This window comes from Streptomyces sp. NBC_01142 (assembly GCF_026341125.1).
GTDB lineage: Bacteria > Actinomycetota > Actinomycetes > Streptomycetales > Streptomycetaceae > Streptomyces.
Window position 1 is genome coordinate 1,239,517 of the sequence record NZ_JAPEOR010000002.1, and the last position, 20,920, is coordinate 1,260,436.

Annotated in this window: 16 protein-coding genes; 10 read left to right on the forward strand and 6 right to left on the reverse strand. The window is 70.8% G+C overall.

Annotated features, from left to right (window positions below):
- The first annotated feature begins 70 nt into the window (after positions 1 to 70).
- Positions 71 to 1,315: a hypothetical protein gene (locus tag OG883_RS23030; RefSeq protein WP_266543977.1), complete on the forward strand. Its 1,245-nt coding sequence runs from the start codon at positions 71 to 73 to the stop codon at positions 1,313 to 1,315.
- Positions 1,316 to 1,691: 376 nt separating this feature from the next.
- Here OG883_RS23030 and OG883_RS23035 read toward each other — a convergent pair whose 3' ends face one another.
- The 3 genes from OG883_RS23035 to OG883_RS23045 form a co-directional block, all read right to left on the reverse strand.
- Positions 1,692 to 2,636, reverse strand: a complete 945-nt coding sequence (locus OG883_RS23035; RefSeq protein WP_266543979.1) for a 3-oxoacyl-ACP reductase — start codon at positions 2,634 to 2,636, stop codon at positions 1,692 to 1,694.
- 13 nt (positions 2,637 to 2,649) lie between these two features.
- Complete coding sequence (locus tag OG883_RS23040; RefSeq protein ID WP_266543982.1) at positions 2,650 to 3,735, reverse strand: Zn-dependent alcohol dehydrogenase; 1,086 nt, start codon at positions 3,733 to 3,735, stop codon at positions 2,650 to 2,652.
- Between the two features lie 139 nt (positions 3,736 to 3,874).
- Positions 3,875 to 4,747, reverse strand: coding sequence for a MaoC/PaaZ C-terminal domain-containing protein (locus tag OG883_RS23045; RefSeq protein ID WP_266543985.1), 873 nt, complete (start codon positions 4,745 to 4,747; stop codon positions 3,875 to 3,877).
- Between the two features lie 264 nt (positions 4,748 to 5,011).
- Between OG883_RS23045 and OG883_RS23050 the strand changes: the two genes are divergently transcribed.
- From OG883_RS23050 to murJ, 7 genes are all read left to right on the forward strand, one after another.
- Complete coding sequence (locus tag OG883_RS23050) at positions 5,012 to 5,956, forward strand: ABC transporter ATP-binding protein (RefSeq protein ID WP_266543987.1); 945 nt, start codon at positions 5,012 to 5,014, stop codon at positions 5,954 to 5,956.
- Entirely contained in the window at positions 5,953 to 6,684 is a 732-nt protein-coding gene (locus OG883_RS23055; protein WP_266543990.1) for an ABC transporter permease, read from the forward strand. The genes OG883_RS23050 and OG883_RS23055 overlap by 4 nt, the downstream gene beginning before the upstream one ends.
- Positions 6,685 to 6,834: 150 nt before the next feature.
- Entirely contained in the window at positions 6,835 to 7,923 is a 1,089-nt protein-coding gene (locus OG883_RS23060; protein WP_266549357.1) for a sensor histidine kinase, read from the forward strand.
- Positions 7,924 to 7,996: 73 nt separating this feature from the next.
- Positions 7,997 to 8,764, forward strand: coding sequence for a hypothetical protein (locus tag OG883_RS23065; protein ID WP_266543993.1), 768 nt, complete (start codon positions 7,997 to 7,999; stop codon positions 8,762 to 8,764).
- Entirely contained in the window at positions 8,761 to 11,421 is a 2,661-nt protein-coding gene (locus OG883_RS23070) for a VWA domain-containing protein (RefSeq protein WP_266543996.1), read from the forward strand. The genes OG883_RS23065 and OG883_RS23070 overlap by 4 nt, the downstream gene beginning before the upstream one ends.
- Before the next feature lie 233 nt (positions 11,422 to 11,654).
- On the forward strand, positions 11,655 to 12,287 hold the full coding sequence (locus OG883_RS23075) for a response regulator transcription factor (protein WP_266549360.1): 633 nt from the start codon (positions 11,655 to 11,657) through the stop codon (positions 12,285 to 12,287).
- A 52-nt stretch (positions 12,288 to 12,339) separates the two neighbouring features.
- Complete coding sequence (gene murJ, locus OG883_RS23080; protein ID WP_266543998.1) at positions 12,340 to 14,031, forward strand: murein biosynthesis integral membrane protein MurJ; 1,692 nt, start codon at positions 12,340 to 12,342, stop codon at positions 14,029 to 14,031.
- A 181-nt stretch (positions 14,032 to 14,212) separates the two neighbouring features.
- Here murJ and OG883_RS23085 read toward each other — a convergent pair whose 3' ends face one another.
- The 3 genes from OG883_RS23085 to OG883_RS23095 all read right to left on the reverse strand — a co-directional run bounded on the left by OG883_RS23085 (position 14,213) and on the right by OG883_RS23095 (position 19,109).
- Complete coding sequence (locus OG883_RS23085; RefSeq protein ID WP_266543999.1) at positions 14,213 to 15,649, reverse strand: MFS transporter; 1,437 nt, start codon at positions 15,647 to 15,649, stop codon at positions 14,213 to 14,215.
- Between the two features lie 93 nt (positions 15,650 to 15,742).
- Positions 15,743 to 16,933, reverse strand: a complete 1,191-nt coding sequence (locus OG883_RS23090; RefSeq protein WP_266544002.1) for a lipid-transfer protein — start codon at positions 16,931 to 16,933, stop codon at positions 15,743 to 15,745.
- A gap of 10 nt (positions 16,934 to 16,943) precedes the next feature.
- Positions 16,944 to 19,109 carry an acyl-CoA dehydrogenase gene (locus OG883_RS23095; RefSeq protein WP_266544005.1) on the reverse strand — a complete coding sequence of 722 codons (2,166 nt, stop codon included), beginning with the start codon at positions 19,107 to 19,109 and terminating at the stop codon, positions 16,944 to 16,946.
- Positions 19,110 to 19,244: 135 nt separating this feature from the next.
- Here OG883_RS23095 and OG883_RS23100 point away from each other — a divergent pair, with 135 nt between their 5' ends.
- Together OG883_RS23100 and OG883_RS23105 are read left to right on the forward strand one after the other, a co-directional pair.
- Positions 19,245 to 19,889 carry a class I SAM-dependent methyltransferase gene (locus OG883_RS23100; protein WP_266544007.1) on the forward strand — a complete coding sequence of 215 codons (645 nt, stop codon included), beginning with the start codon at positions 19,245 to 19,247 and terminating at the stop codon, positions 19,887 to 19,889.
- Between the two features lie 23 nt (positions 19,890 to 19,912).
- Positions 19,913 to 20,860, forward strand: a complete 948-nt coding sequence (locus OG883_RS23105; protein ID WP_266544010.1) for an N-acetylmuramoyl-L-alanine amidase — start codon at positions 19,913 to 19,915, stop codon at positions 20,858 to 20,860.
- Positions 20,861 to 20,920 lie beyond the last annotated feature (60 nt).

Genomic DNA, 20,920 nt, shown 5'->3' on the forward strand with positions numbered 1-20,920 from the left:
GAAGAGGTGTGTCTCGTGTTGTTCGGCAGGAAGTGCGAAACCATGCTTCATGGCCGGAGGTGACGTGCCGATGACAGCCTGTGCCATCGAGACCGCCGCAGAGGACGGGTCGGAGGACGGTGCCGTGGGGAGTGCGCGGAGTACGGGGAGCACGACGTTCACGATCACTGTGGGCGGCGCCTATGCGGCCCGGCTGGCCGGAGAGGGCGAGGCACTGTTCCCGGAACGGTGGACCCTCGACGGGCCCGAGCCCTATGCCGTGCCGCTGCCGCTCGACCAGCCGGAGGAGCGCGAGGCCCAGGTGCTGCCGCTGACCGACGGGCGGGTGCTGATCCGGCGGCGGGTGGCGGGACGGCACACCTTCTCCCTGCTGTACCCGACGGGGCCGGGGACGGGCGAACTGCCGCTCGGCGGGATCGAGGCCGCGGAAGTGACCCTGCTTCCGCCCTCCCCGGACGGCCTGAGCGCCTACGCGCTGGCGCCGGGCGCGCAGTCCACCTCGATCTGGCTGGTGGCGGGCGGGGCGTTCGGCCCTGAGCATGTCGCCGAGGTGCCGGGGCGCTGCTCCGGCGGGGTGTGGCTGGACCGTACGGGGCGGATACTCGCCCTCGACGTGCAGTTGGACGCCGGGCCGGGCGGCGGGCCGGTGAAGGCGGTCGCGGTGGATCTGGGGCGGGACGGTGAGGTGACGCCGCTGCTGCAGATCACGGAGGACAGCGACGACCGGCTGCTGCTGGCGGACCCCGACAGCGGCCTGTTGCTCGTACGGTCGAACGCGCCCGGTCACGACCGGCTGGGGTGGGGGGTCGTGGGAAGCCTGCGGCCGGTGCGCTTCCCCGACTGCCTGCGGCTCGCGGACTGCGCGGTGACGCCGTTCGCCGTGCAGCCCGGGCAGGTGCTGATGCCGGAGAGCTGTGCAGTGGCGCTGCGGATCGACGGGGCGGCGGGCAGCTGGCTGGGCGTATGGCGTCCCGCACTGCGGCGCCTGCATCAACTGGTCGCACCCGAAGGATGGTTGGCGGGGGCCGGGCTGTGGAGCCGGGAAGGCGTCCTGCATCTGCCGTACGCGACCGCCGCGGTGCCGTGCGGGGTGGCGCTGCTCGAAGGACCGGAGGACGCATGCGTATCGGATGTGATCACCGATCCGCAGATGACCGCCGAGCCGCAGTTGATCACGGAACCACAGGTGATCACGGAACCGGCACAAGTGGAACGCGCTGGTGGGGAACCGTCCGGCGACACCGGGAGTCCTGTTGTGTGCAGGCCCGTTCCTTTGCAGCAGGCACCTCTCACCGGCCGCACGGCCCCTGGTTAAACTCTCGGGCCGGGGCTGCGCAGCCGCACCGGCCGGAGGCCGGTGACGGTGTCGTGGGTGATGCGGTGCGTGGGTGTTGCGGGCCCTGTGACACGTAATCAGCGATCACGACGGGGTGACTTCCCACATGTCTGAAGCCCGAACCGACACGACCCGGACGCGTCCGCAGCCTGCGGCCGCGGACCGGGGCGAAGCCGGCGGCGCCGGAAAGCACCGGGGCGGTGCGGCCACGACGGAGGACTCGACGACTCCCTCGCACGGCAGGCACCGGCGTCCGGGAGAGGTAGGCAGCGGCTCCTGACGGGGGCGGCTGGGCAGGAGGTGAAGGGGCCGCCACGGCGAGGCTGTGGCGGCCCCTTCGCGTACTGCCCCTGTGTCACTGGCCGCGCTTGAGGCCCAGGACTTCCGCCGCCGCGAAGGTCTCGTTCGGCGGCCGGTCCGCGTAGTACGGAGTGATCGCCTCGTCCAGTTCGTCGAAGGTGAACGTCTCCTTCGCCGTGTCGAACTGCGCCACCACCTTGGGCCGTTCGACGATCGCGACCATGCCGCCGTGCACGACGAGCAGCTGGCCGTTGACCCTGGCCGCCGCCGGCGAGGCCAGGTAGCCCACCAGCGGGGCGACATGCTCCGGCGCCAGCGGGTCGAGCCGTCCGGACTCCGGCTCCTGGAATCCCGCGAACACGTCCTCGGTCATCCGGGTCCGGGCGCGCGGGCAGATCACATTGGCCGTCACCCCGTACTTGGCCAGCGCCAGCGCAGTGGACGTGGTCAGGCCGACGATGCCGCCCTTGGCAGCCGCGTAGTTCGGCTGGCCGGCCGAGCCTGCCAGGAACGCCTCGGACGAGGTGTTGACGATCCGGCCGTAGACCGGCGCACCACAGGCCTTGGAGCGCTCGCGCCAGTGGACGGAGGCGAAGTGGGTGGTGTTGAAGTGGCCCTTGAGGTGGACGCGGATCACCGAGTCCCACTCGCTCTCGGTCATCGAGAAGACCATCCGGTCGCGCAGGATGCCCGCGTTGTTGATCAGGATGTCGAGCTTGCCGTAGCCGGCGACGGCCAGTTCGACGAGATCGCGGGCCTGCTCGAAGTCGGCGACGTCGCCCTGGTGGGCGACGGCGGAGCCGCCCGCCGCGCGGATTTCCTCGGCGACCTCCTCGGCCGGGGTGGCCGAGGCATCGCCCGAACCGTCCCGGCCGGGCCGCCCGTAGTCGTTGACGACGACGCTCGCGCCGAGCCGGGCGAGTTCGAGGGCTTCGGCGCGCCCGAGACCGCGGCCCGCCCCCGTGACGATCGCGGACAGGCCGTCGAGTGGCAGTGACATCACTCGGTCCCCTTCAGATCTCGATACAGGTGCGCAGTGCCTCGCCCGTACGCATCTGGGCCAGGGCGTCGTTGATCTCCGCGAGCTGCACCCGGTGGGTGATCAGCCCTTCGAGGTCGATCCGTCCTGCACGCCACAGGGCGATGGCCCGCTCGTACGAGGTGAGGACGTCCCCACCCCCGTACATCGACGGCAGGATGCGCTTCTCGTCGAAGAACAGCTCGAACATATTGAGCTGGAGGAAGTCGTCCATGGCGCCCGCGCCGACGATGCACAGGGTGCCGCCCCGCCGGGTCGTCTCGTACGCCGTACGGGCTGTCGCCGACTTGCCGACGACCTCGAAGACGTAGTCGAAGCCCTCGCCCGCGGTGACGCGCTGTTTGGCGTCGGCCAGCTCCTCGGGGGAGACGGCCTCCGTGGCACCGAATGTGAGGGCCGCCTCGCGCCGCGCCGCCACCGGGTCGACGGCGATGATCTGGGCCGCACCCCTGAGCCGCGCGCCCTGGATCGCGGAGATGCCGACGCCGCCGCAGCCGATGACGGCGACCGACGCACCGGTGCTCACCTCGGCGGTGTTGATGGCCGCTCCGAGGCCCGTCGTCACTCCGCAGCCGATGAGCGCGGCGATGTCGAACGGCACGTCGTCGGGGATGGGCACGGCGCAGCCGGCGTCGACGACCACCTCTTCGGTGAAGGTGCCGGTGCCGGCGAAGCCGAATACATCAGAGGGGCTGCCGCCGGGGCGCTTGAAGTTGGGGGTGCCTGCGTTCATGAAGCCCGCGAGGCAGAGCTGGGTCTGGCCGCGCTTGCAGGCCGGACAGATGCGGCACGCGGGCAGCCAGCACAGCAGCACCCGGTCGCCCTGCTTCATGCCGCTCACGCCGTCGCCGACATCGACGATCTCGCCGGCGCCCTCGTGTCCGGGGATGAAGGGCGCGGGCTGCGGCAGCACACCGTTCATCGCGGAGATGTCGGAGTGGCACAGTCCGGTGGCCCGGACCCGGATCTTGACCTTGCCGGGGCCGAAGCCCACCGCCTCGACGTCGTCGAGGACTTCGAGCTTGTCCTGCCCTATCTCGTGCAGTACGGCTGCGCGCACGGTGCGGCTCCCTTCGGGGAAACTCGACTCAGGAAATCTCGGTGCGAAAATGTCGGCTCGGGATGCCCGGTCCGGCAAAGCGCCTCACGAGTGCCGGCTCGGAAATGCCGGTCCGGGAAAGCCAACTCGGGAAGCCGGCTCAGGAGTGCTCGACGATGGTGTCGGCGAGGACCGGCGCCTCGTCCCTCTCGACCGCGGTCACCGCCACCTGGACCCTGCCGCCTTGCTGCCACATCCGGATGCGCAGGGTCTCGCCGGGGAAGACCACCCCGGCAAAGCGCGTGCTGTACGAGCGCACACGGGTGACATCCCCGTCGAGCAGCGTGTCCACGACCGCCTTGAGTGTCATGCCGTACGAGCAGAGCCCGTGCAGGATCGGCCGGTCGAAGCCGGCGAGCTTGGCGAACTCGGGGTCGGCATGCAGCGGGTTCCAGTCGCCGGAGAGCCGGTAGAGCAGCGCCTGGTCCTCGCGGACGGACCTCTCCACGGTCCTGTCGGGCTCACGCGACGGCAGTTCGATGCGCGGGGAGGGACCGCGGTCGCCGCCGAAGCCGCCTTCTCCGCGGACGAAGATCTGGGCGTCGCTCGTCCACAGCGGGCCCTCGTCGTCGGCCGCCTCGGTGCGCAGAACGAGGATCGCGGCCTTGCCCTTGTCGTACACGGCCGCGACACGGGAGGTCGACACCGCCCTGCCCTTGACCGGGATCGGCCGGTGCAACTCGACGGTCTGCCCGCCGTGCAGCACGGAGGCCAGATCGATGTCGAGGCCGGGGGCCGAGATCCCGCCCACCACGCCCATGCCCGCGCCGGCGACGGTGGCGAAGCTCGGCAGCACATGCAGTTTTGATTCCAGGGTGTAGCGCAGTTCGTCGGGGTCCGTTGCCGGACTGGGCTTGCCTTGGAACGAACCCGCGCCGATGCCGAGGTGGTAGAGCTGGATGTCCTTGTGGTCCCAGCTGATCTCGGTGCTGCGGGGTTCGGCGGCAACGGCCTTGGCGGCATCGATGGGCATGAGGATGCTGCTCCTTGGGAAGTGGAAGACCTCGGCGCGGCCGTCCGCACCGTCGGCCGCACCGAGGTCGTACGGGACCGGCCCCGGCACCCGTTCTAGAACGCGTTCTAGGCCGATGGCCCCTATGTATAACGCAGCCCCCGGAACTTGTGAAGCCTGCTGACACCATGTCAGATGCGGCCCGGCACCCGGGACATTTGTCACTGCCGAGTCCGTACATGCGTATCTGCCGGGACCCTGGGCCGTCTCCGTAGCGTGATCCACATGACGCGGACGCACAGCCAGACACCAGAGACCGGACCGGCGGTGAGCCTGTCCGGGGCGGCGAAAGCCTTCGGCGCGGTACGTGCGGTCGACGGCATCGACCTCGACATCCGACGCGGCGAGACCGTCGCCCTCCTCGGCCGCAACGGCGCGGGCAAGTCCACCGCCATCAGCCTGATGCTCGGCCTGAACGACCCCGACTCCGGCCGGGTCAGGCTCTTCGGCCACGCCCCCGGGCAGGCGGTCACCGCCGGCCGGGTCGGCGCGATGCTCCAGGACGGCCGCCCAATCCCGCGGGTGACCGTGCGGGAGCTGGTCACGTTCGTGGCGCACACCTACCCGCGGCCGCTGCCCGTCGCCGAGGCACTGGAGCTGGCCGGGCTCACCGAGCTCGCGGACCGCCGCGCCGACAAGCTCTCCGGCGGCCAGGTCCAGCGCGTCCGCTTCGCCGTCGCGCTCGCCGGGAACCCGGAGCTGATCGTTCTCGACGAGCCGACCGCGGCGCTCGACGTCGAGGCCCGGCACGCCTTCTGGCACTCCATGCGCGGCTACGCCCGGCACGGCAACACCGTCCTGTTCTCCACCCACTATCTGGAGGAGGCCGACGACAACGCCGACCGGATCGTCGTCGTGGACCACGGCCGGATCGTGGCCGACGGGACCAGCGACGAGCTCAAGCGCGCGGCCGGCGGCAATCTCGTCTCCTTCGACCTCGCGGGCCGCGGCACCGAGGGGCTCGGCCTGCTGCCGGGAGTCGTCTCGGTCGAGATTCGCGAGGACCGCGCCCGGCTGCGTACGGACGACTCGGACGCCACGGTCATGGCCCTCGCCGGCCTTGACGCGATCCGGGGCCTGGAAGTCGCCCCGGTCTCGCTCGACGACGCCTTCCTCGCCCTCACCTCCCCCGCCCCCTCAGCTTCCTCCGAACTGGAGACCGCCCGATGACGCTCGAGTACGTCAAGCTCGAAGTACGCCGCGCCCTGCGGGACACCGGCTTCGTGATCTTCGGCATCGGAATGCCGGTGCTGATGTACCTGCTCTTCACCAATATCGGCGTGAGCGGCAGGGAGTATGAGGACGAGTGGAAGACGGCCTCCATGGTCGGTATGGCCGCGTACGGCGCGCTCGGTGCGGCCCTGTCCACCGGAACCGGCGTCGCCGAGGACAAGTCCCTCGGCTGGCTGCGGCAGCTGCGGATCACGCCGATGAGCCCCCGCCAGGTGGTCACCGGCCGTGCGATCACCGGCTCCGTGGTCGTCCTGCCCGCCATCGCCGCCGTGCTCGCGGCGGGCGGCCTCGTCAACGGCGTCCGTATGGACGCCTGGCAGTGGGCGGTGCTGACCGTCCTGCTCTGGCTCGGCGCGCTCCCCTTCACCCTGCTCGGCATCGGCAACGGCTACCGCCTCACCGCCCAGACGACGGGCGTGGTGAACGTGGCCTGCAACCTGGGGCTCGCGATCGTCGGAGGACTCTGGTTCCCGGTGGACCTGTTCCCCGGCTGGCTGCGGACCCTGTCCGCGTACACCCCGGCCAACCGCTTCGCCGACCTGGGCCGGGCCACGACGCACGGCGGCGCCCCCGGCCTCACCACGGTGGCCGTGCTGGCCTTCTGGGCCGCGCTGTTCGGTGCGTACGCGATGATCTCCTACCGTCGGTCGGCGCGGACGGTGTGAAGGGGACAGCGTGAAGGGGACGGCGTGAGGGGCACGGCATGAGGGGCACGGCATGAGGGGCACGGCATGAGGGACGGACGGTGTGAGGGACGGACGGCAAGAGGGGGAACGGTGCCCAAACTGAGGAAGCCCGCACGGCTCGCGGAGGAAATGGGCCCGCCCAACGGCTTCGCCATGCTGCCGTGGCTGCTGATGGGCATGGGAGCCTTCTCCAACCTCCTCCAGGGCAGGACCCCTAACCCCTGGATCGGCGGTACCGGCCTGCTGGCCTTCAACTCCCTGTACATCTGGGTCGTCTTCCGCGCCTTCGTCAAGGAGAGGCGGGAAGCGCGCACAACCGTCCATCTGCTCATCGCGATGACCGTCATCACCTGCGCTCTGGCGATCGGCTACGGCGGCAACTGGCTGCTCTACTTCCCGCTGCTCGGCCTGGCCACCGGATCGGTCGTACGGGGAAGGCAGATCGGCCCGACCGGACTCGGCCTGAGCGCCCTGGCCGGCCTCATCGCCGGGTTGCGGGACGGCTGGGGCGCCATCAACGTCGCGTACGGCACGTTCCTCTCCTGCATGGTGACCGCCGCGATCCTCACCCTGGCCGAGACGGTGCGGGAACTGCGCTCCACCCGGCAGGAGCTGGCCCGTACGGCCGTCGAAAAGGAACGGCTGCGCTTCTCCCGCGATCTGCACGATCTGCTCGGCCACACCCTCTCGGTGATCGTGGTGAAGTCGGAGGCCGCCCGCCGCCTCGCCCCGCGCGACATCGACGCGGCCCTCGCCCAGGTCTGCGACATCGAAGCGGTCGGCCGCCAGGCCCTGACGGAGATACGGGAAGCGGTGACCGGCTACCGGCAGGGCCGCCTCTCCACGGAACTGGACGGCGCCCGCTCCACCCTGACCGCCGCCGGCATAGCCCCGGTCGTCCGCCAGTCGGGCCCGCCCCTGGAGCCGCAGACCGAGGCGCTGCTGAGCTGGGTCGTACGCGAATCCGTCACCAACGCCGTACGCCACTCCGGGGCCTCGCGCTGCGAGATCGATCTGACCGGCACTCCCGAACGCATCCGCCTGGTCATCACGGACAACGGCCGCGGCACGGGCACGACCCCACCCGGCAGCGGTCTGAAGGGTCTGACGGAACGCGTCACCGCGGCCGGCGGATCCCTGGACGCGGGCCCGGTGCCGGAGGGAGGGTTCCGGGTGACGGCGGACCTGTTGGCGGGAACCCCCGAGAGGGTGCCGTAGCCCCTCGTCCCGGCCGGCCGAGGATGTCCCGTATCCGGTACGCGAACGTGCCCAAGGGCCTACAGTCCGTGTCATGTTGGAGCTGTTCCAGGTCCTCGGTGGGATAGCCGGATTCGGCGGCGTCGCACTCGGGGTCCTCTTTCTTCTCTACCGGGACCTCGTCCGCAACATCATTCAGCACAAGATGTTCCGGGCCTTGACGTCTGCACAGGCCACCGCTCTTTTCGGGGCCGTGATCGTATTCGCCTTCGCCATCGCGATCCTCGGGATCTTCGCCACCCTCGCGGAAGGCAAAGGGTCCCAGCAGTTCATGATCCTGGTCGGCATCCTGCTGGCCTTTCTCCTCGCCGTCCTCCTCCTCACCGGACGCTTCTTCACGGGCGGACGCCGCCAGGAGGGTTCCGGGAGGACCGAGGAGCGAGCGCTGTCGAAAGTGGCCAGGCTCGTCGCCGGCCAGGAACCCGACCAGGCGGAACGTGCCCTCGAAGCGGCAGAAGTCGACCGCGAGGCCGAGGAATTCTGGTACTGGAAGGCCCGTATCGCGCTGGCCAGATCCAATATCGCGGTGGCCGCCGGGTATGTCGACGAGGCGCTGAAGATCGAATCGAGAAACGAACACAGCATCGCACTGAAGATCAAGCTCCTGCTGCTCGGCAACTCCGCCGGGGACCGTGAAAAGGCGGTGCGGCTGGCTGCCGACAGCGAGGGAATCAGCAGCGAACTGGACATCTGGCTGCGGCGCATGAGAGCGGAAGGAATGTTCGACCAGCGGGTGCGGACCAGCACCGAGCTGGACGGCCGTTGCCCGCTGCCCGCCCGCTACGGTCAGGCCGCGGCGTGACATCCGACCCGGTGGACGACCCGGTGGACGACCTGGTGAACGACACGGAGAAGGATACAGAGAACGTGCATACGGCGAACGACCCCGGCGGACCTGGATCCGCAATCCCCGCTGTGCTCTATGCCGGGCCCGAGTTCGGCCTGCCACGCCCCCGCCTGGATCGGGCCTGCCGCGAGCGCGCCCGACGACACGGGCTGGCACTGGCAGCGACGGCCGCCCATGAACCGGCGCAGGTGGACGACTTATTGCGCGCGGAGTCTCGCGGCGCGGTGGTCGTCCAGACCGACCGCAACCCGTACGAGGTGTGGGACACGGGCCCGGCCCCGACACCGGCCACATTCCTGTACAGCCTGCTCACACTGGGTGCCACGCTCCGCGCCTGCGACCCTGCCAGGCCTCCGACCGCCCAGCACGACGAGCTGTCGAACGGAACAGCCTTCCTCCTGACCGCCGACCCCCACGGCCCACCGTTGCCGTCGGTGGAGGCGCATCGGAGGCGGGATGAATGCGGTCTCTACGCGACACGATGCGGTCTGCGCACCGCCGGGGTGATCGACAGCAGTGATGCGTACGCCGATTTCGTACGCCGCTGTGTCCGTTCGATCGCGGCGGAGAAGGTACCGACGGTCGTGGTCCACCCCGACTCCCTCGGTTTCGGGCCGGACTCCTACGCCGGTGGTCGGCACACTCCCGACAGCCTTCTGTGGCACTGGCTCGGCCAGGGCCGCGTCGTGTACCCGGGGCTCAGGGTGCCGCGGGACGCTCCCATGCCCATGGCGAGGAGGGCGCGCAGCCGCACGCAGCCGCGGCCGCAGGCGCCGGCGCCTGCGTCTGCATCTGTGCCGGCGCCTGCGCCTGCGCCTGCGCCTGCGCCTGCGCCCCAGGCAGCCAGGGGCGGCGACGAAGACGAGCTCGTCTTCCGTAGCCAATCGCAATGGCTCGGCAGGCCGAGAAGCGGTGACGTGCACGTGGACAGGTTGTACGGACCCCCCACGGGAGACGCGCACCAGTCAAGCGGCAGGTCGCCCGTCCCCGGCCCGAGGGCAGGCTCAGACGTCCGCGCACCCCGGGATCCCCGCGTCCCCCTCCCCCACGACGGCCTCTTCATCCGGCGGAACAACTCCTACGGCACCCGGTCGGTGCTCGGAGTCACCGAGCTGATCGAGAGCGGCATTCTGATCGACCAGGAACACATCCGCTTCGACGACTTCGTTGCCGCACGCACCGGTCAGGTGCCCGCACCGCCGCCGGGAGAGGCGGTCGCCGTCAGCCATGGACTCACCGGTGTACCGGGCGAGTTCAAGGCGCACGAGGCGACGACGCATTTCGTCGAGATCGCACTGAAGACGGGCACGGCCGCGGCGGACGATGTTCCCGCGAAGGAACCGCTCCCGGTGAACTTCGTCTTCGTCGTGGACACCAGCATCTCCATGGCGGGCCAGAAACTCGACACCGTCAAATCCGCGCTGCAGGAGATCTACGAGCGGCTGCGCCCGTCGGACTCCCTCGGCATCGTCACCTTCCAAAGCCGCGTGGACACGCTCCTGAGGGCGACCCGGAAGAAGGATCTTCCGGAGGAGGAATTCTCGGCGATCGTGGCGGGCATGACCGCCACCGGCGGAACCGACATCAATCTCGGCGTGCTGTACGGAATCGACGAGATCAGCCGCCGCGCGAGCAGCGGCCGTACCGTGAACCGTCTCTATCTCTTCTCGGACGGCGACCCGACATCCGGCGAGCGGGACTGGATCAAGATCCGGACGAATATCGCGGCGAAGCTGCGCGGTGACCTGACACTTTCGTGTTTCGGCTTCGGCTCGGACGCCCGCATGCCCGAACTCGCGGCGCTCGCGGGAACCGCCGGCGGGCATTCGACGTTCGTCACACGCCCCGAGCAGGTCCGGTCGAATCTTCTCGAGGATCTCAACCGCCGTGATCACCTTGCCGCGATCGACATCCAGCTGCGCATCGACATCGATCCCGCCGTCACCGTGTGGCACCTCTACGGGCACGACCTCGTCACCGATCCGAAGGCACGGGCGGGAGTTGTACGGGACGCGGCGAAGGCGGCGCAGCTCGCGCGCAAGGACTACGGCACCGAGGCGCTGCCCGATCTGATCACCGAGGAGAAGGGGATCAGGATCTTCGCCCCGGATCTGGCGTTCGGCGAGACCTACTGGGTGGTGCTGGAGATCCAGGTCCCCAAGGACCGGGAGCCCACGGACGCGGGGCTGCCGGGCCTCGGTACGGCGACGGTTCAGTACGTGGACACGGTGGCGCGCGAGAGCCGCCGCCTCGACATCTCGTTGTCGGACGCGCTGACGCTCGCCGCCGAAACCGTGACCGTTCACGCGGTGGGGCTGTGGACGAGCGAGATCACCTTCTTCGCCCTCGACGACCTGCACGAGAACGACCGGGATGCTGCCAAGAAGCGGCTGACGAACCACATCCAGATCCTCCAGCAGGCTCACCAGGCCTTTCCCGTCGACGAGTTCGTGGACGATCAGGTGACGATGAAGAAGCTGATCACCCTCACCGGCTCGCTGGGTCATGTGATGTCGTACAGCGACTCCTCGACCCAGGGCGGCCACGCGGGGCCGACGATGCAGGTCATGAACGACTTCGCGCGGGTGAGATCGGGGTTCACGGCCTTCTGACGCCGGGGCGCGGTGGTCCCGGTGACCGGCTGGGCGCGTGGTGGTCCCGGTGGCCAGGTTGTGTGCCCCACCCGCCAGGGGCACGGTGGTCCCGGTGACCGGCCGGGCGCGTGGTGGTCCCGGTGGCCGGGTCGTGTGTCCCACCCGCCGGGGGCACGGTGGTCCCCCGGCGGCCGGGGCCGTGTGCCCGCGCCCGGTGGGCCGTTCGGTCATACCCTTGGCCCGTGGAAGAGATGCCCCGGGATCACCGGCCCGCCAAGTCCGTACGCGTCCTGCTCGCCGAGGACCAGGGCATGATGCGCGGCGCCCTCGCGCTGCTGCTCAATCTGGAGCCGGACATCGAGGTGGTCGCTCAGGTGGCCAGGGGCGACGCGATCGTGGATGCCGTACTCACCTCGCGGCCCGATGTGGCTCTGCTCGACATCGAACTGCCCGGCCGCAGTGGGCTGGACGCGGCCGCCGATCTGCGGGACGAGGCCCCCGACTGCCGGGTGCTGATCCTCACCACCTTCGGCCGGCCCGGCTATCTGCGCCGGGCGATGGAGGCGGGGGCCGCGGGTTTCCTGGTCAAGGACGGGCCCGTCGAGGAGCTGGCCGAGGCGATCCGGCGGGTGCTGACCGGGGAGACCGTGATCGACCCGGCGCTGGCCGCGGTGGCGCTGAGCGCCGGGCCGAGCCCGCTCACCGCGCGCGAGCGGGATGTGCTGAACGCCTCGGTGGACGGTGCGACGGTCGCCGATATCGCGGCGACACTGCATCTGTCGGAGTCGACCGTACGGAACTATCTGTCGTCCGCGATCGGCAAGACGGGCACTCGCAATCGCATGGAGGCGGTGCGGGCGGCCCGCCGGCAGGGCTGGCTGTGAGCAGCCGCAATCGCCGGTCGGCGCCCACCTGTTGATCACATAGGTTTGTCGCATGGTGGAGGGGACGAAGACCGCGGCCGGGCACCCCGAGGGGCTGCCCGTCGGCAGGCGGACGAACGGGAAGACCAGGGCGGGCAGGAGCGGCGGGTCGGCGCGCGCGTCGATGCTGATGGCGCTGGGCACCGTGGTGTCCCGCGCCACGGGCCTGATCCGGCAGGTGCTGCAGGCCGCGGCGCTGGGCACCGGGCTGCTGGCCAGTACGTACAACACCGCGAACACCGTGCCGACGAGTCTGTACACCTTGCTGATCGGCGGCGCGCTCAATGCGGTGCTGGTCCCGCAGCTGGTGCGTGCCAGGTCGACCGAGCCCGACGGGGGAAAGGCGTACGAGCAGCGTCTGGTCACGCTCGTGCTGTGCGTACTGGCCATCGGTACGGCGCTGGCGGTGTGGGCGGCCCCGCAGATCGTGGGGGTGTACATGGACGACACCCCGGCGCGCCATGAGGCGTTCGAACTGACGGTGGTCTTCGCACGGTTCCTGCTGCCGCAGATCTTCTTCTACGGCATGTTCAACATCCTCGGCCAAGTCCTCAACGCCCGCGAGAAGTTCGGGGCGATGATGTGGACACCGGTGCTGAACAACGCGGTACTGATCGGCATGTTCGCGGTGTACATGGGGCTGATGACGGTCCCCGGTCGGGTGGAGGACATCACCGCGGCCCACGTCCGGCTGCTGGGCATCGGCACCACCTGCGGGATCGCGCTGCAGGCCGTGGCGCTGATCCCGTTCGCCCGCGCCGCGGGCTTCCGGTTCCGCCCCAGGTTCGACTGGCGGGGCACGGGACTCGGCAGGAGTATCCAGGCCGCCAAGTGGACCCTGCTGTTCGTGCTGGCCAATCAGGTCGCCCTGGCCGTGGTGACCAACTACGCCAACGCGGCCGACCTGGCGCTGCCGCGGGCCGGTGCGGGGTACACGGCCTACACGTACGCGCAGACCATCTGGCTGCTGCCGCAGTCGATCATCACCGTCTCCCTGGTCACCGCGCTGCTGCCGCGCATGAGCCGGGCGGCCGCGGAGGGCCGCACGGGCGACCTGCGCGCCGACCTGACCCGGGCGCTGCGCGTCAGCGGTGTCGCCATCGTGCCCGCGGGCTTCTTCTTCCTCGCCTTCGGCCCCCAGATCTCGGCGCTGCTGTTCGCGCACGGCGCGGCCGACGCCGCGTCCGCGCAGCCTTCGGGGTACATGCTGCAGGCGTTCGGGCTGGGGCTGATTCCGTTCTCCGCGCAGTATCTGCTGCTGCGCGGCTTCTACGCCTTCGAGGACACCCGCACACCGTTCCTGATGGCCGCCTGGATCGCCGCCGTGAACATCGCTCTGGCCACGGTCTGCCATGTGCTGCTCCCCGCGCGCTGGGCGGTCACCGGCATGGCCGCCGCGTACACGCTCTCCTACGTGGCCGGGCTCGCGCTCACCGTGTGGCGGCTGCGCAGGCGGCTCGGCGGTCGTATCGACGAAGGCCGGACACTGGGCCGCACCTACGCCGCGCTGGCCGTCGCGGCGGCCCTGGCCGGGGGCGCGGGCTGGGGCGTCTCCCGGGCCTGCGCCACGGTGGCGGGCACCGGCATCGGGGCGGGCGTCCTGACGCTGGCCGCCGGGGGTGTGGTCATGGCGCTGGGGTATCTCGGGCTGGCGCGGCTGCTGAAGGTCGAGGAGCTGCGGAGGCTGCCCGGCCTGCGGCGGTGACGGGCTGCCGCGACGGGCCGGCGCAAGTAACCGGCTGCCGCGAGTGACCGGCCGGCGCCGGCCCCGTGACCGACTCCTGCCGGACGGCCCCGTGACGGCTCCAGCCCGACGGCCCCTGACCGGCTCGTGCCGACCAGCCTCGTGACCGGCTCGTGCCGAACCGCGGCGGGCCGCTCGTCCGTTACGGCTCCGTCCGGCGCGGCAGCCAGAACAGCATCAGGACCGCCCCGGTGAGCAGCACCCCCGTCCCGGTACGGAACGCCAGCGCATACCCGGCCGTCAGGGCCTCCGCGTCCGTGCCGCCCGCCGTACGCGCGGCCGCGACCGTCGAGAGGAAGGCCAGGCCGAGCGCGCCGCCCATCGTGCGGGAGGTGTTGATCAGGCCCGAGACAAGACCGGCGTCGCCCGGTGCCGCGCCCGATGTGGCGAGGGAGGCGAGCGGGGTCGCGGCGAGGCCGACGCCCGCCATCATCAGGATGCCGGGGCCGAGGATCGAGACGAGGTACGTGCCGTCGGCGGTCATCGTGGACTGCCAGCCGAAGCCGGTGGCCGCGACCAGCGCGCCGAGGACGGCGACGTTTCTGGCCCCGGCCCGGACCATGAACCGGGGTGCGAGCTTCGAGCCGATGACCACGCTCAGGGAGCTGGGGATGAGCGCCAGGCCCGCCTCCAACGGCGTGTAGCCCAGCACGTTCTGGGCGTACACCGTCATGAAGAACCACATGGCGAAGGAGGCCGAGCCGCAGACGAACATCGTCACGTTCGCGGCGGACACCGCCCGTGACCGGAACAGTTTCAGCGGCATCAGCGGCGCCCGGGTCCTGGCCTCCACCGCCACGAAGAGGCCGAGCAGGGCAAGGCCGCCGAGCAGCGGCAGCAGGGTGGCGGGCGCGGTCCAGCCCGACTCCTCGGTCTGGACAATGCCGTACGCGACCGCCGCGAGGCCGCCCGTGACCAGTACAGCGCCGGGCAGGTCGAGCCGGCGGCCGTCGCCGGCCCGGCTCTCGGTGAGCCAGAGCGCCGCGCCCACCAGCACCAGCGCGCCGACCGGCACGTTGATCAGCAGCACCCAGCGCCAGGACAGCAGGTCGGTGAGGACACCGCCGACGAGTCCACCGGCCGCGCCGCCACCCGCGCCCACCGCCGACCAGGTGCCGATCGCCCGGGTCCGCGCGGGGCCCGGCGGCACGGCCGCGGTCACGATGGTGAGGGTCGCGGGGGCGAGTACGGCCGCGCCGAGGCCCTGTACGCCGCGGGCGGCCAGCAACTGCCAGCCCTCCTGGGCGAGTCCGCCCGCGACGGAGGCGGCGGTGAAGAGCCCGAGCCCGACGAGGAACATCCGCTTGCGGCCGAAGATGTCCGCGGCACGCCCGCCGAGCAGCATGAAGCCGGCGAAGGCGATGGAGTAGGCGTTGAGAACCCACTGCAGGCCGGTCGTGGAGAGCCTGAGGTCGGCGCGCATGGAGGGGAGCGCGACATTGACCACGGAGACGTCGAGTACGACGAGGAACTGGCCGGCACACGCGGCGAGAAGCACCGCCCACGTACGCGCGGAGCGGGCAGCGGGGGCGGATACCGCTGATCGGGCGGTGTCTTCGGCGTCAGGGGCGTGAACCATGACGGTCATGGTCTCAGCCACCGAGCAGTCCGTACATCCTGATATCGATGTACGGACCGGGGCTCGCTGGACCTACCTCGATGGACCTAGGACCTAGGACCTCCGCAGCAGCGTGACCACCGCCGCCCCGCCGAGGCCGATGTTGTGCGCGAGCCCCACCCGGGCGCCGTCCACCTGCCGTGCGCCCGCCTCGCCCCTCAACTGCCAGACCAGCTCGGCCGTCTGGGCCAGCCCGGTCGCGCCCAGCGGGTGCCCCTTGGAGATCAGGCCGCCGGACGGGTTGACCACCCACCGTCCGCCGTAGGCCGTCGCGCCGCTCTCCACCAGTTTCCCGGACTCGCCGTCCGCGCACATGCCCAGCGCCTCGTAGGTGAGCAGTTCGTTGATGGAGAAGCAGTCATGGAGCTCGACGACATCGACGTCCTCGATGCCGAGCCCGGACGCCTCGAACACCTGCTGTCCCGCCGCCCGCGACATCGGCTTGCCGACGACGTCGATGCAGGAGCCGGAGGCGAATGAGGCCTCGGTGTCCGTGGTCATCGACTGGGCCGCGATCTCCACGGCCTTGTCGTGCAGCCCGTGCTGGACGACGAACCGCTCGGAGACGACGACCGCCGCGGCCGAACCGTCGGAGGTCGGCGAGCACTGGAGCCTGGTCAGCGGATGGTGGATCGTCTTCGCGGCGAGGATCTCGTCGACCGAGTAGACGTCTTGGAACTGGGCGTGGGGGTTGTTCGCCGAGTGCTTGTGGTTCTTGGCGCCGACGGCGGCGAGCTGCGCCTCGGTCGTGCCGTACCGCTCCATGTGCTCGCGTGCCGCGTTGCCGAAGATCTGTGCGGTGGGCGGTGACATCCCGAAGCCGTGCCCGGCCGCCATGACGCCGTAGTGACGGGCGACGGGCGACGTCGTGAAGTCACCTCCGTCGGCGCCCGCCCCCAGCGCGCCACGGGCCATCTTCTCGAAGCCGAGCGCGAGGACGCAGTCGCCGATGCCGCCCTCGACGAACTGCCGGGCCATCATCAGCGCCGTGGACGCGGTCGCGCAGTTGTTGTTGACGTTGTAGACGGGGACGCCGGTCAGGCCCAGTTCGTAGACGGCCCGCTGGCCGGCCGTGGAGGCCTGGAAGCAGTAGCCGACGGGTACCTGCTGCACCTGCTCGTACGGAATCCCGGCATCCTCAAGGGCCTTGGTCCCGGCCTCCTTGGCCATGTCCCAGTACTGCCAGTCCCTCGACTCGGGCTTCTCGAACTTCGTCATCCCGACGCCGACGATGTACGCCTTCATGCTGTCCCCTTCAGTCTCGCGGGAGGCCGAGGATGCGCTCGGCGACGACGTTGAGCTGGACCTGGGTGGTGCCGCCGGCGATGGTGAGGCAGCGCGACAGCAGCAGGCTGTGCACGGCCCGCTCCCCGGCGCCTTCGCACAGGGCGCCCTCGGGGCCGAGCAGTTCGAGGGCGAGCTCGGCCGTCTTCTGCTGGTGCGCGGTCTGGATGAGTTTGCGTACGGATGCGCCCGCGCCGGGTTCGAGACCCGACACCTGCCGCATCGTCGTACGCAGCCCGATGCAGCCGAGGGCGTGCGCCTCGGCGGCCAGTGTCCCGATGCGCGCGCGGTACGCGCCGTCGAGGCCGGGAGCCCGGGCGAGCAGCGCTTCGAGGCCGGTGCCGAAGGCCATCTGGTCGGCCATGTGGACGCGTTCGTTGCCGAGGGTGTTGCGGGCGACCTTCCAGCCGTCGTTCACCTGCCCGACGACGGCGTCCTCGGGCAGCATCGCCCCTTCGAAGTACACCTCGTTGAAGAGGGAGTCGCCGGTGATCTCCTTCAGCGGGCGGATGTCGATGCCGGCCGTCTGCTTCATGTCGACGAGGAAGTAGGTGAGCCCCTTGTGCTTGGGGGCGCCGGGGTCGGTGCGGGCGAGCAGGATGCCGTAGTCGGCCCCCTGCGCGGCGCTCGTCCACACCTTCTGGCCGGTGATGCGCCAGCCGCCGTCCTCGGCTCTCTCCGCCCTGGTTCGCAGGGAGGCCAGGTCCGATCCCGCGCCGGGTTCGGAGAACAGCTGGCACCAGAGCAGATCGCCGCGCAGGGTCGGCAGCAGAAAGCGTTCCCTCTGTTCCTCCGTGCCGTACGCGAGGAGCGAGGGCACCACCCAGGTCGCGATGCCCAGAGCGCTCGGCTCGACCCCGGCGTGCGTCAGCTCCTGCTGTACGACGAGCTGCTGGACGGGACCTGCACCCAGGCCGTACGGCGCCGGGAGGTGCGGCGCCGCGTATCCGGTGGGGGCGAGGGCGCGGCGGGCGGCGGGCGGATCCAGTCCGCGTGCCGCCGCGACGGCCTCGCGCGCACGCTCCCGGTGTGTCTGCGCCTCGGCGGGCAGCTCCAGCCTGAGCTCGCGCCGAGCCCCGGCGGCGGCGAGCCGGACGGCCCGTAGCCGGTGGGTGTCACCCGCTCCCAGCAGCTGGCGTGCGACGAGGGCCCGGCGCAGATACAGGTGTGCGTCGTGCTCCCAGGTGAAGCCGATGCCGCCGAGCACCTGGATGCAGTCCTTGGCGCAGGAGTACGCGGCGTCCAGCGCGGTCCCGGCGGCGAGCGAGGCGACGAGCCCCCGCACCTGGCGGACGTCGTCCGCCGCGCGTGCCGCGTCCCACGCCAGCGCGCGGGCCTGCTCGAGGCGCACCAGCATGTCGGCGCAGAGATGCTTGACGCCCTGGAACTGCCCGATGGGCCGGCCGAACTGCTCGCGCACCTTGGCGTACGCGACGGCGGTCTCCAGACACCGTGCGGCCACCCCGCATGCCTCCGCCGCGAGGAGCACGGCAGCCAGATCCCGTACGAGTGCGGTATCGACCGTGAGCACCCGCGCCTGCGGGACGATCAGGCCGTGCGCCGTCACCTCGGCGGTCGGCCGGGTCGGGTCCGCACTGTCGTGGGCGCGCACGGTGAGCGTCTCGGCGTCCACCGCGGCCCAGAGCGTGCCGTGCGCCGCCTCCGCGGCGAGCAGCAGCAGACCGGCCTGCGCCCCGGCCAGTACGGGCGGCGCGGTCCCGTCCAGCCGGTAGCCCCCGTCGACAGTGACAGCCGCCAGCGTGCCGGTCCCGAGCGCGACGGCTCCGATCCGCTCCCCGCCCGCCAGCGCGGCGACGAGCTCGCCCCGGCCGGCACGCCGCAGCACCTCGGAGGCGAGGAGGCTGGCGAGATACGGCCCCGGCAGCGCGCCCCGGCCGGTCTCCTCCAGGACGACGGCCAGGTCGAGGAGCGTGCCGCCCCCGCCGCCGTACTCCTCGGCGAGATGTACGCCGAGGAGTCCCTGCTCGGCGGCACCGTCCCAGTAGGCGGGGCGCCCGACTCCGCATGCGGGCGCGTCGAGCAGCTTGCGCACCTCCTCGGGGGGCACCGCGCGCGCCAGCCAGCCGCGCACCGACTGCGCCAACTCCCGTTGCTCCTGCGTGATTCCGATCCCCATGCGCGGCAGACTAGAACACGTTTCAATCTGACGGAAGGTCAGATGCCAGGGTTCCCGTCCCCGGCGCTCCGGCCGTACGGCACCATGGGCGACCCGGACCGTACATGACCACGCGCACGACCAGGAGGAACCCCCATGGCCGCCGCTCCCAAGCCGGAGACCCTCGCCGCCTTCGAGGCCGCCAAGGGCTTCATGCCCGTGGCCGAGGGCCTCGCCCTGTACGCGGCCGCCACGGAGGCTGCCGCGCTCGGGCTGCCGCTGCTCGAGGTGGGCACCTACTGCGGGCGCTCGACGATCCTGCTCGCCGACGCCGCCCGGGAGGCCGGGACGAGTGCGATCACGGTCGACCACCACCGGGGCAGTGAGGAGCAGCAGCCGGGCTGGGAGTACCACGACCCGACCGTGGTCGACCCGGAGGTCGGCGAGATGGACACCCTCCCGACCTTCCGCCGCACTCTGCACAGGGCGGGCCTGGAGGAGCACGTCATCGCCGTCGTCGGCCGCTCCCCACAGGTGGCCGCGGTCTGGGGTACGCCGCTCGGCCTGGTATTCATCGACGGCGGCCACACGGACGAGCACGCGGGCGGCGATTACGAGGGCTGGGCACCGCATGTCGCCGAGGGCGGCCTCCTCGTCATCCACGACGTCTTCCCCGACCCTGCGGACGGCGGCCAGGCCCCGTACCGCGTCTACCTCCGGGCGCTTGCGTCCCGTGCGTTCACCGAGGTCTCGGCGCACGACTCACTGCGCGTCCTGCGCCGTACGGGAACGGGCATCTGAGCCGGAGGGCTAGCATCGCGACCGTGCCGTACGACGAGAACCACTCTCCTGCCACCGGACCGCGCCGACCCCGGCGGGGCCTCCTCACGGTCGCCGCGCTGGTGCCGACCGCCCTGGTCGGATGGCTCGTCTGGCAGACGGCGAGCGGTCCCGCGGACAACAAGCCGCCGAAGGTACTCCCGCCGCCCAGCCGGGCGACCACCGCCACCGAGCCCGACCGGGCGCCCTCCCCGTCGGCTTCCTCCCCGGCCGCCTCCCCCTCGCCCTCGCCCTCTAACGGCAAGGGCAGCGGGTCGGGGCCGCTCGCCGGCAAGGTCGTCGTCGTCGACCCGGGGCACAATCGCGGCAATTTCCGCCATTCACGAGAAATCAACCAACTCGTCGATATCGGCACCAATCGCAAAGAATGCGACACGACGGGCACGGCCACCAACGCCGGATACACCGAAGCCGAATTCACCTTCGATGTTTCACAACGTCTTCGCACCCTGCTCGAGAAGCAGGGCGCAACGGTCAAATTCACCCACAGCAATGACCGACCGTTCGGCCCCTGCGTCGACGAGCGGGCTCAATTCGGCAACAAAACCAAGGCCGATGCCGTCGTCTCCATCCACGCCGACGGTTCGGCGACCGGCAACCGCGGGTTCCATGTGATCCTCCCCGCCCTGGTCAAGGCTGGTGCGGCGGACACCGCACCCATCGTCGGCCCGTCGCGCGAGCTCGGCGAGCGGATCGCCGGGAAGTTCGTACGCGCGACCGGCAGCGCCCCCTCCAACTACGTCGGCGGCGGTACGGGGTTGGACGTACGCAAGGATCTCGGCGGCCTCAATCTGTCCACCGTGCCCAAGGTGTTCATCGAATGCGGCAATATGCGTGACCCGAAGGACGCCGCTCTGCTGACCGACCCGAGCTGGCGGCAGAAGGCGGCGCAGGGAATGGCGGACGGCATCGGCAGCTACCTCAACGGGTAACTGATACCCGGCAGACGCCCGGCTCCGGCAGGCGATAGATTCACCTCTACGATGGGGAGC

Coding starts and splice junctions, on each gene's coding strand:
- OG883_RS23060 (WP_266549357.1), top strand. CDS start 6,835: ATGGGCCCGCCCAACGGCTTCGCCATGCTGCCGTGGCTGCTGATGGGC.
- OG883_RS23085 (WP_266543999.1), bottom strand. CDS start 15,649: ATGGTTCACGCCCCTGACGCCGAAGACACCGCCCGATCAGCGGTATCC.
- OG883_RS23030 (WP_266543977.1), top strand. CDS start 71: ATGACAGCCTGTGCCATCGAGACCGCCGCAGAGGACGGGTCGGAGGAC.
- murJ (WP_266543998.1), top strand. CDS start 12,340: ATGGTGGAGGGGACGAAGACCGCGGCCGGGCACCCCGAGGGGCTGCCC.
- OG883_RS23095 (WP_266544005.1), bottom strand. CDS start 19,109: ATGGGGATCGGAATCACGCAGGAGCAACGGGAGTTGGCGCAGTCGGTG.
- OG883_RS23045 (WP_266543985.1), bottom strand. CDS start 4,747: ATGCCCATCGATGCCGCCAAGGCCGTTGCCGCCGAACCCCGCAGCACC.
- OG883_RS23090 (WP_266544002.1), bottom strand. CDS start 16,933: ATGAAGGCGTACATCGTCGGCGTCGGGATGACGAAGTTCGAGAAGCCC.
- OG883_RS23055 (WP_266543990.1), top strand. CDS start 5,953: ATGACGCTCGAGTACGTCAAGCTCGAAGTACGCCGCGCCCTGCGGGAC.
- OG883_RS23065 (WP_266543993.1), top strand. CDS start 7,997: ATGTTGGAGCTGTTCCAGGTCCTCGGTGGGATAGCCGGATTCGGCGGC.
- OG883_RS23100 (WP_266544007.1), top strand. CDS start 19,245: ATGGCCGCCGCTCCCAAGCCGGAGACCCTCGCCGCCTTCGAGGCCGCC.
- OG883_RS23035 (WP_266543979.1), bottom strand. CDS start 2,636: ATGTCACTGCCACTCGACGGCCTGTCCGCGATCGTCACGGGGGCGGGC.
- OG883_RS23050 (WP_266543987.1), top strand. CDS start 5,012: ATGACGCGGACGCACAGCCAGACACCAGAGACCGGACCGGCGGTGAGC.
- OG883_RS23075 (WP_266549360.1), top strand. CDS start 11,655: ATGCCCCGGGATCACCGGCCCGCCAAGTCCGTACGCGTCCTGCTCGCC.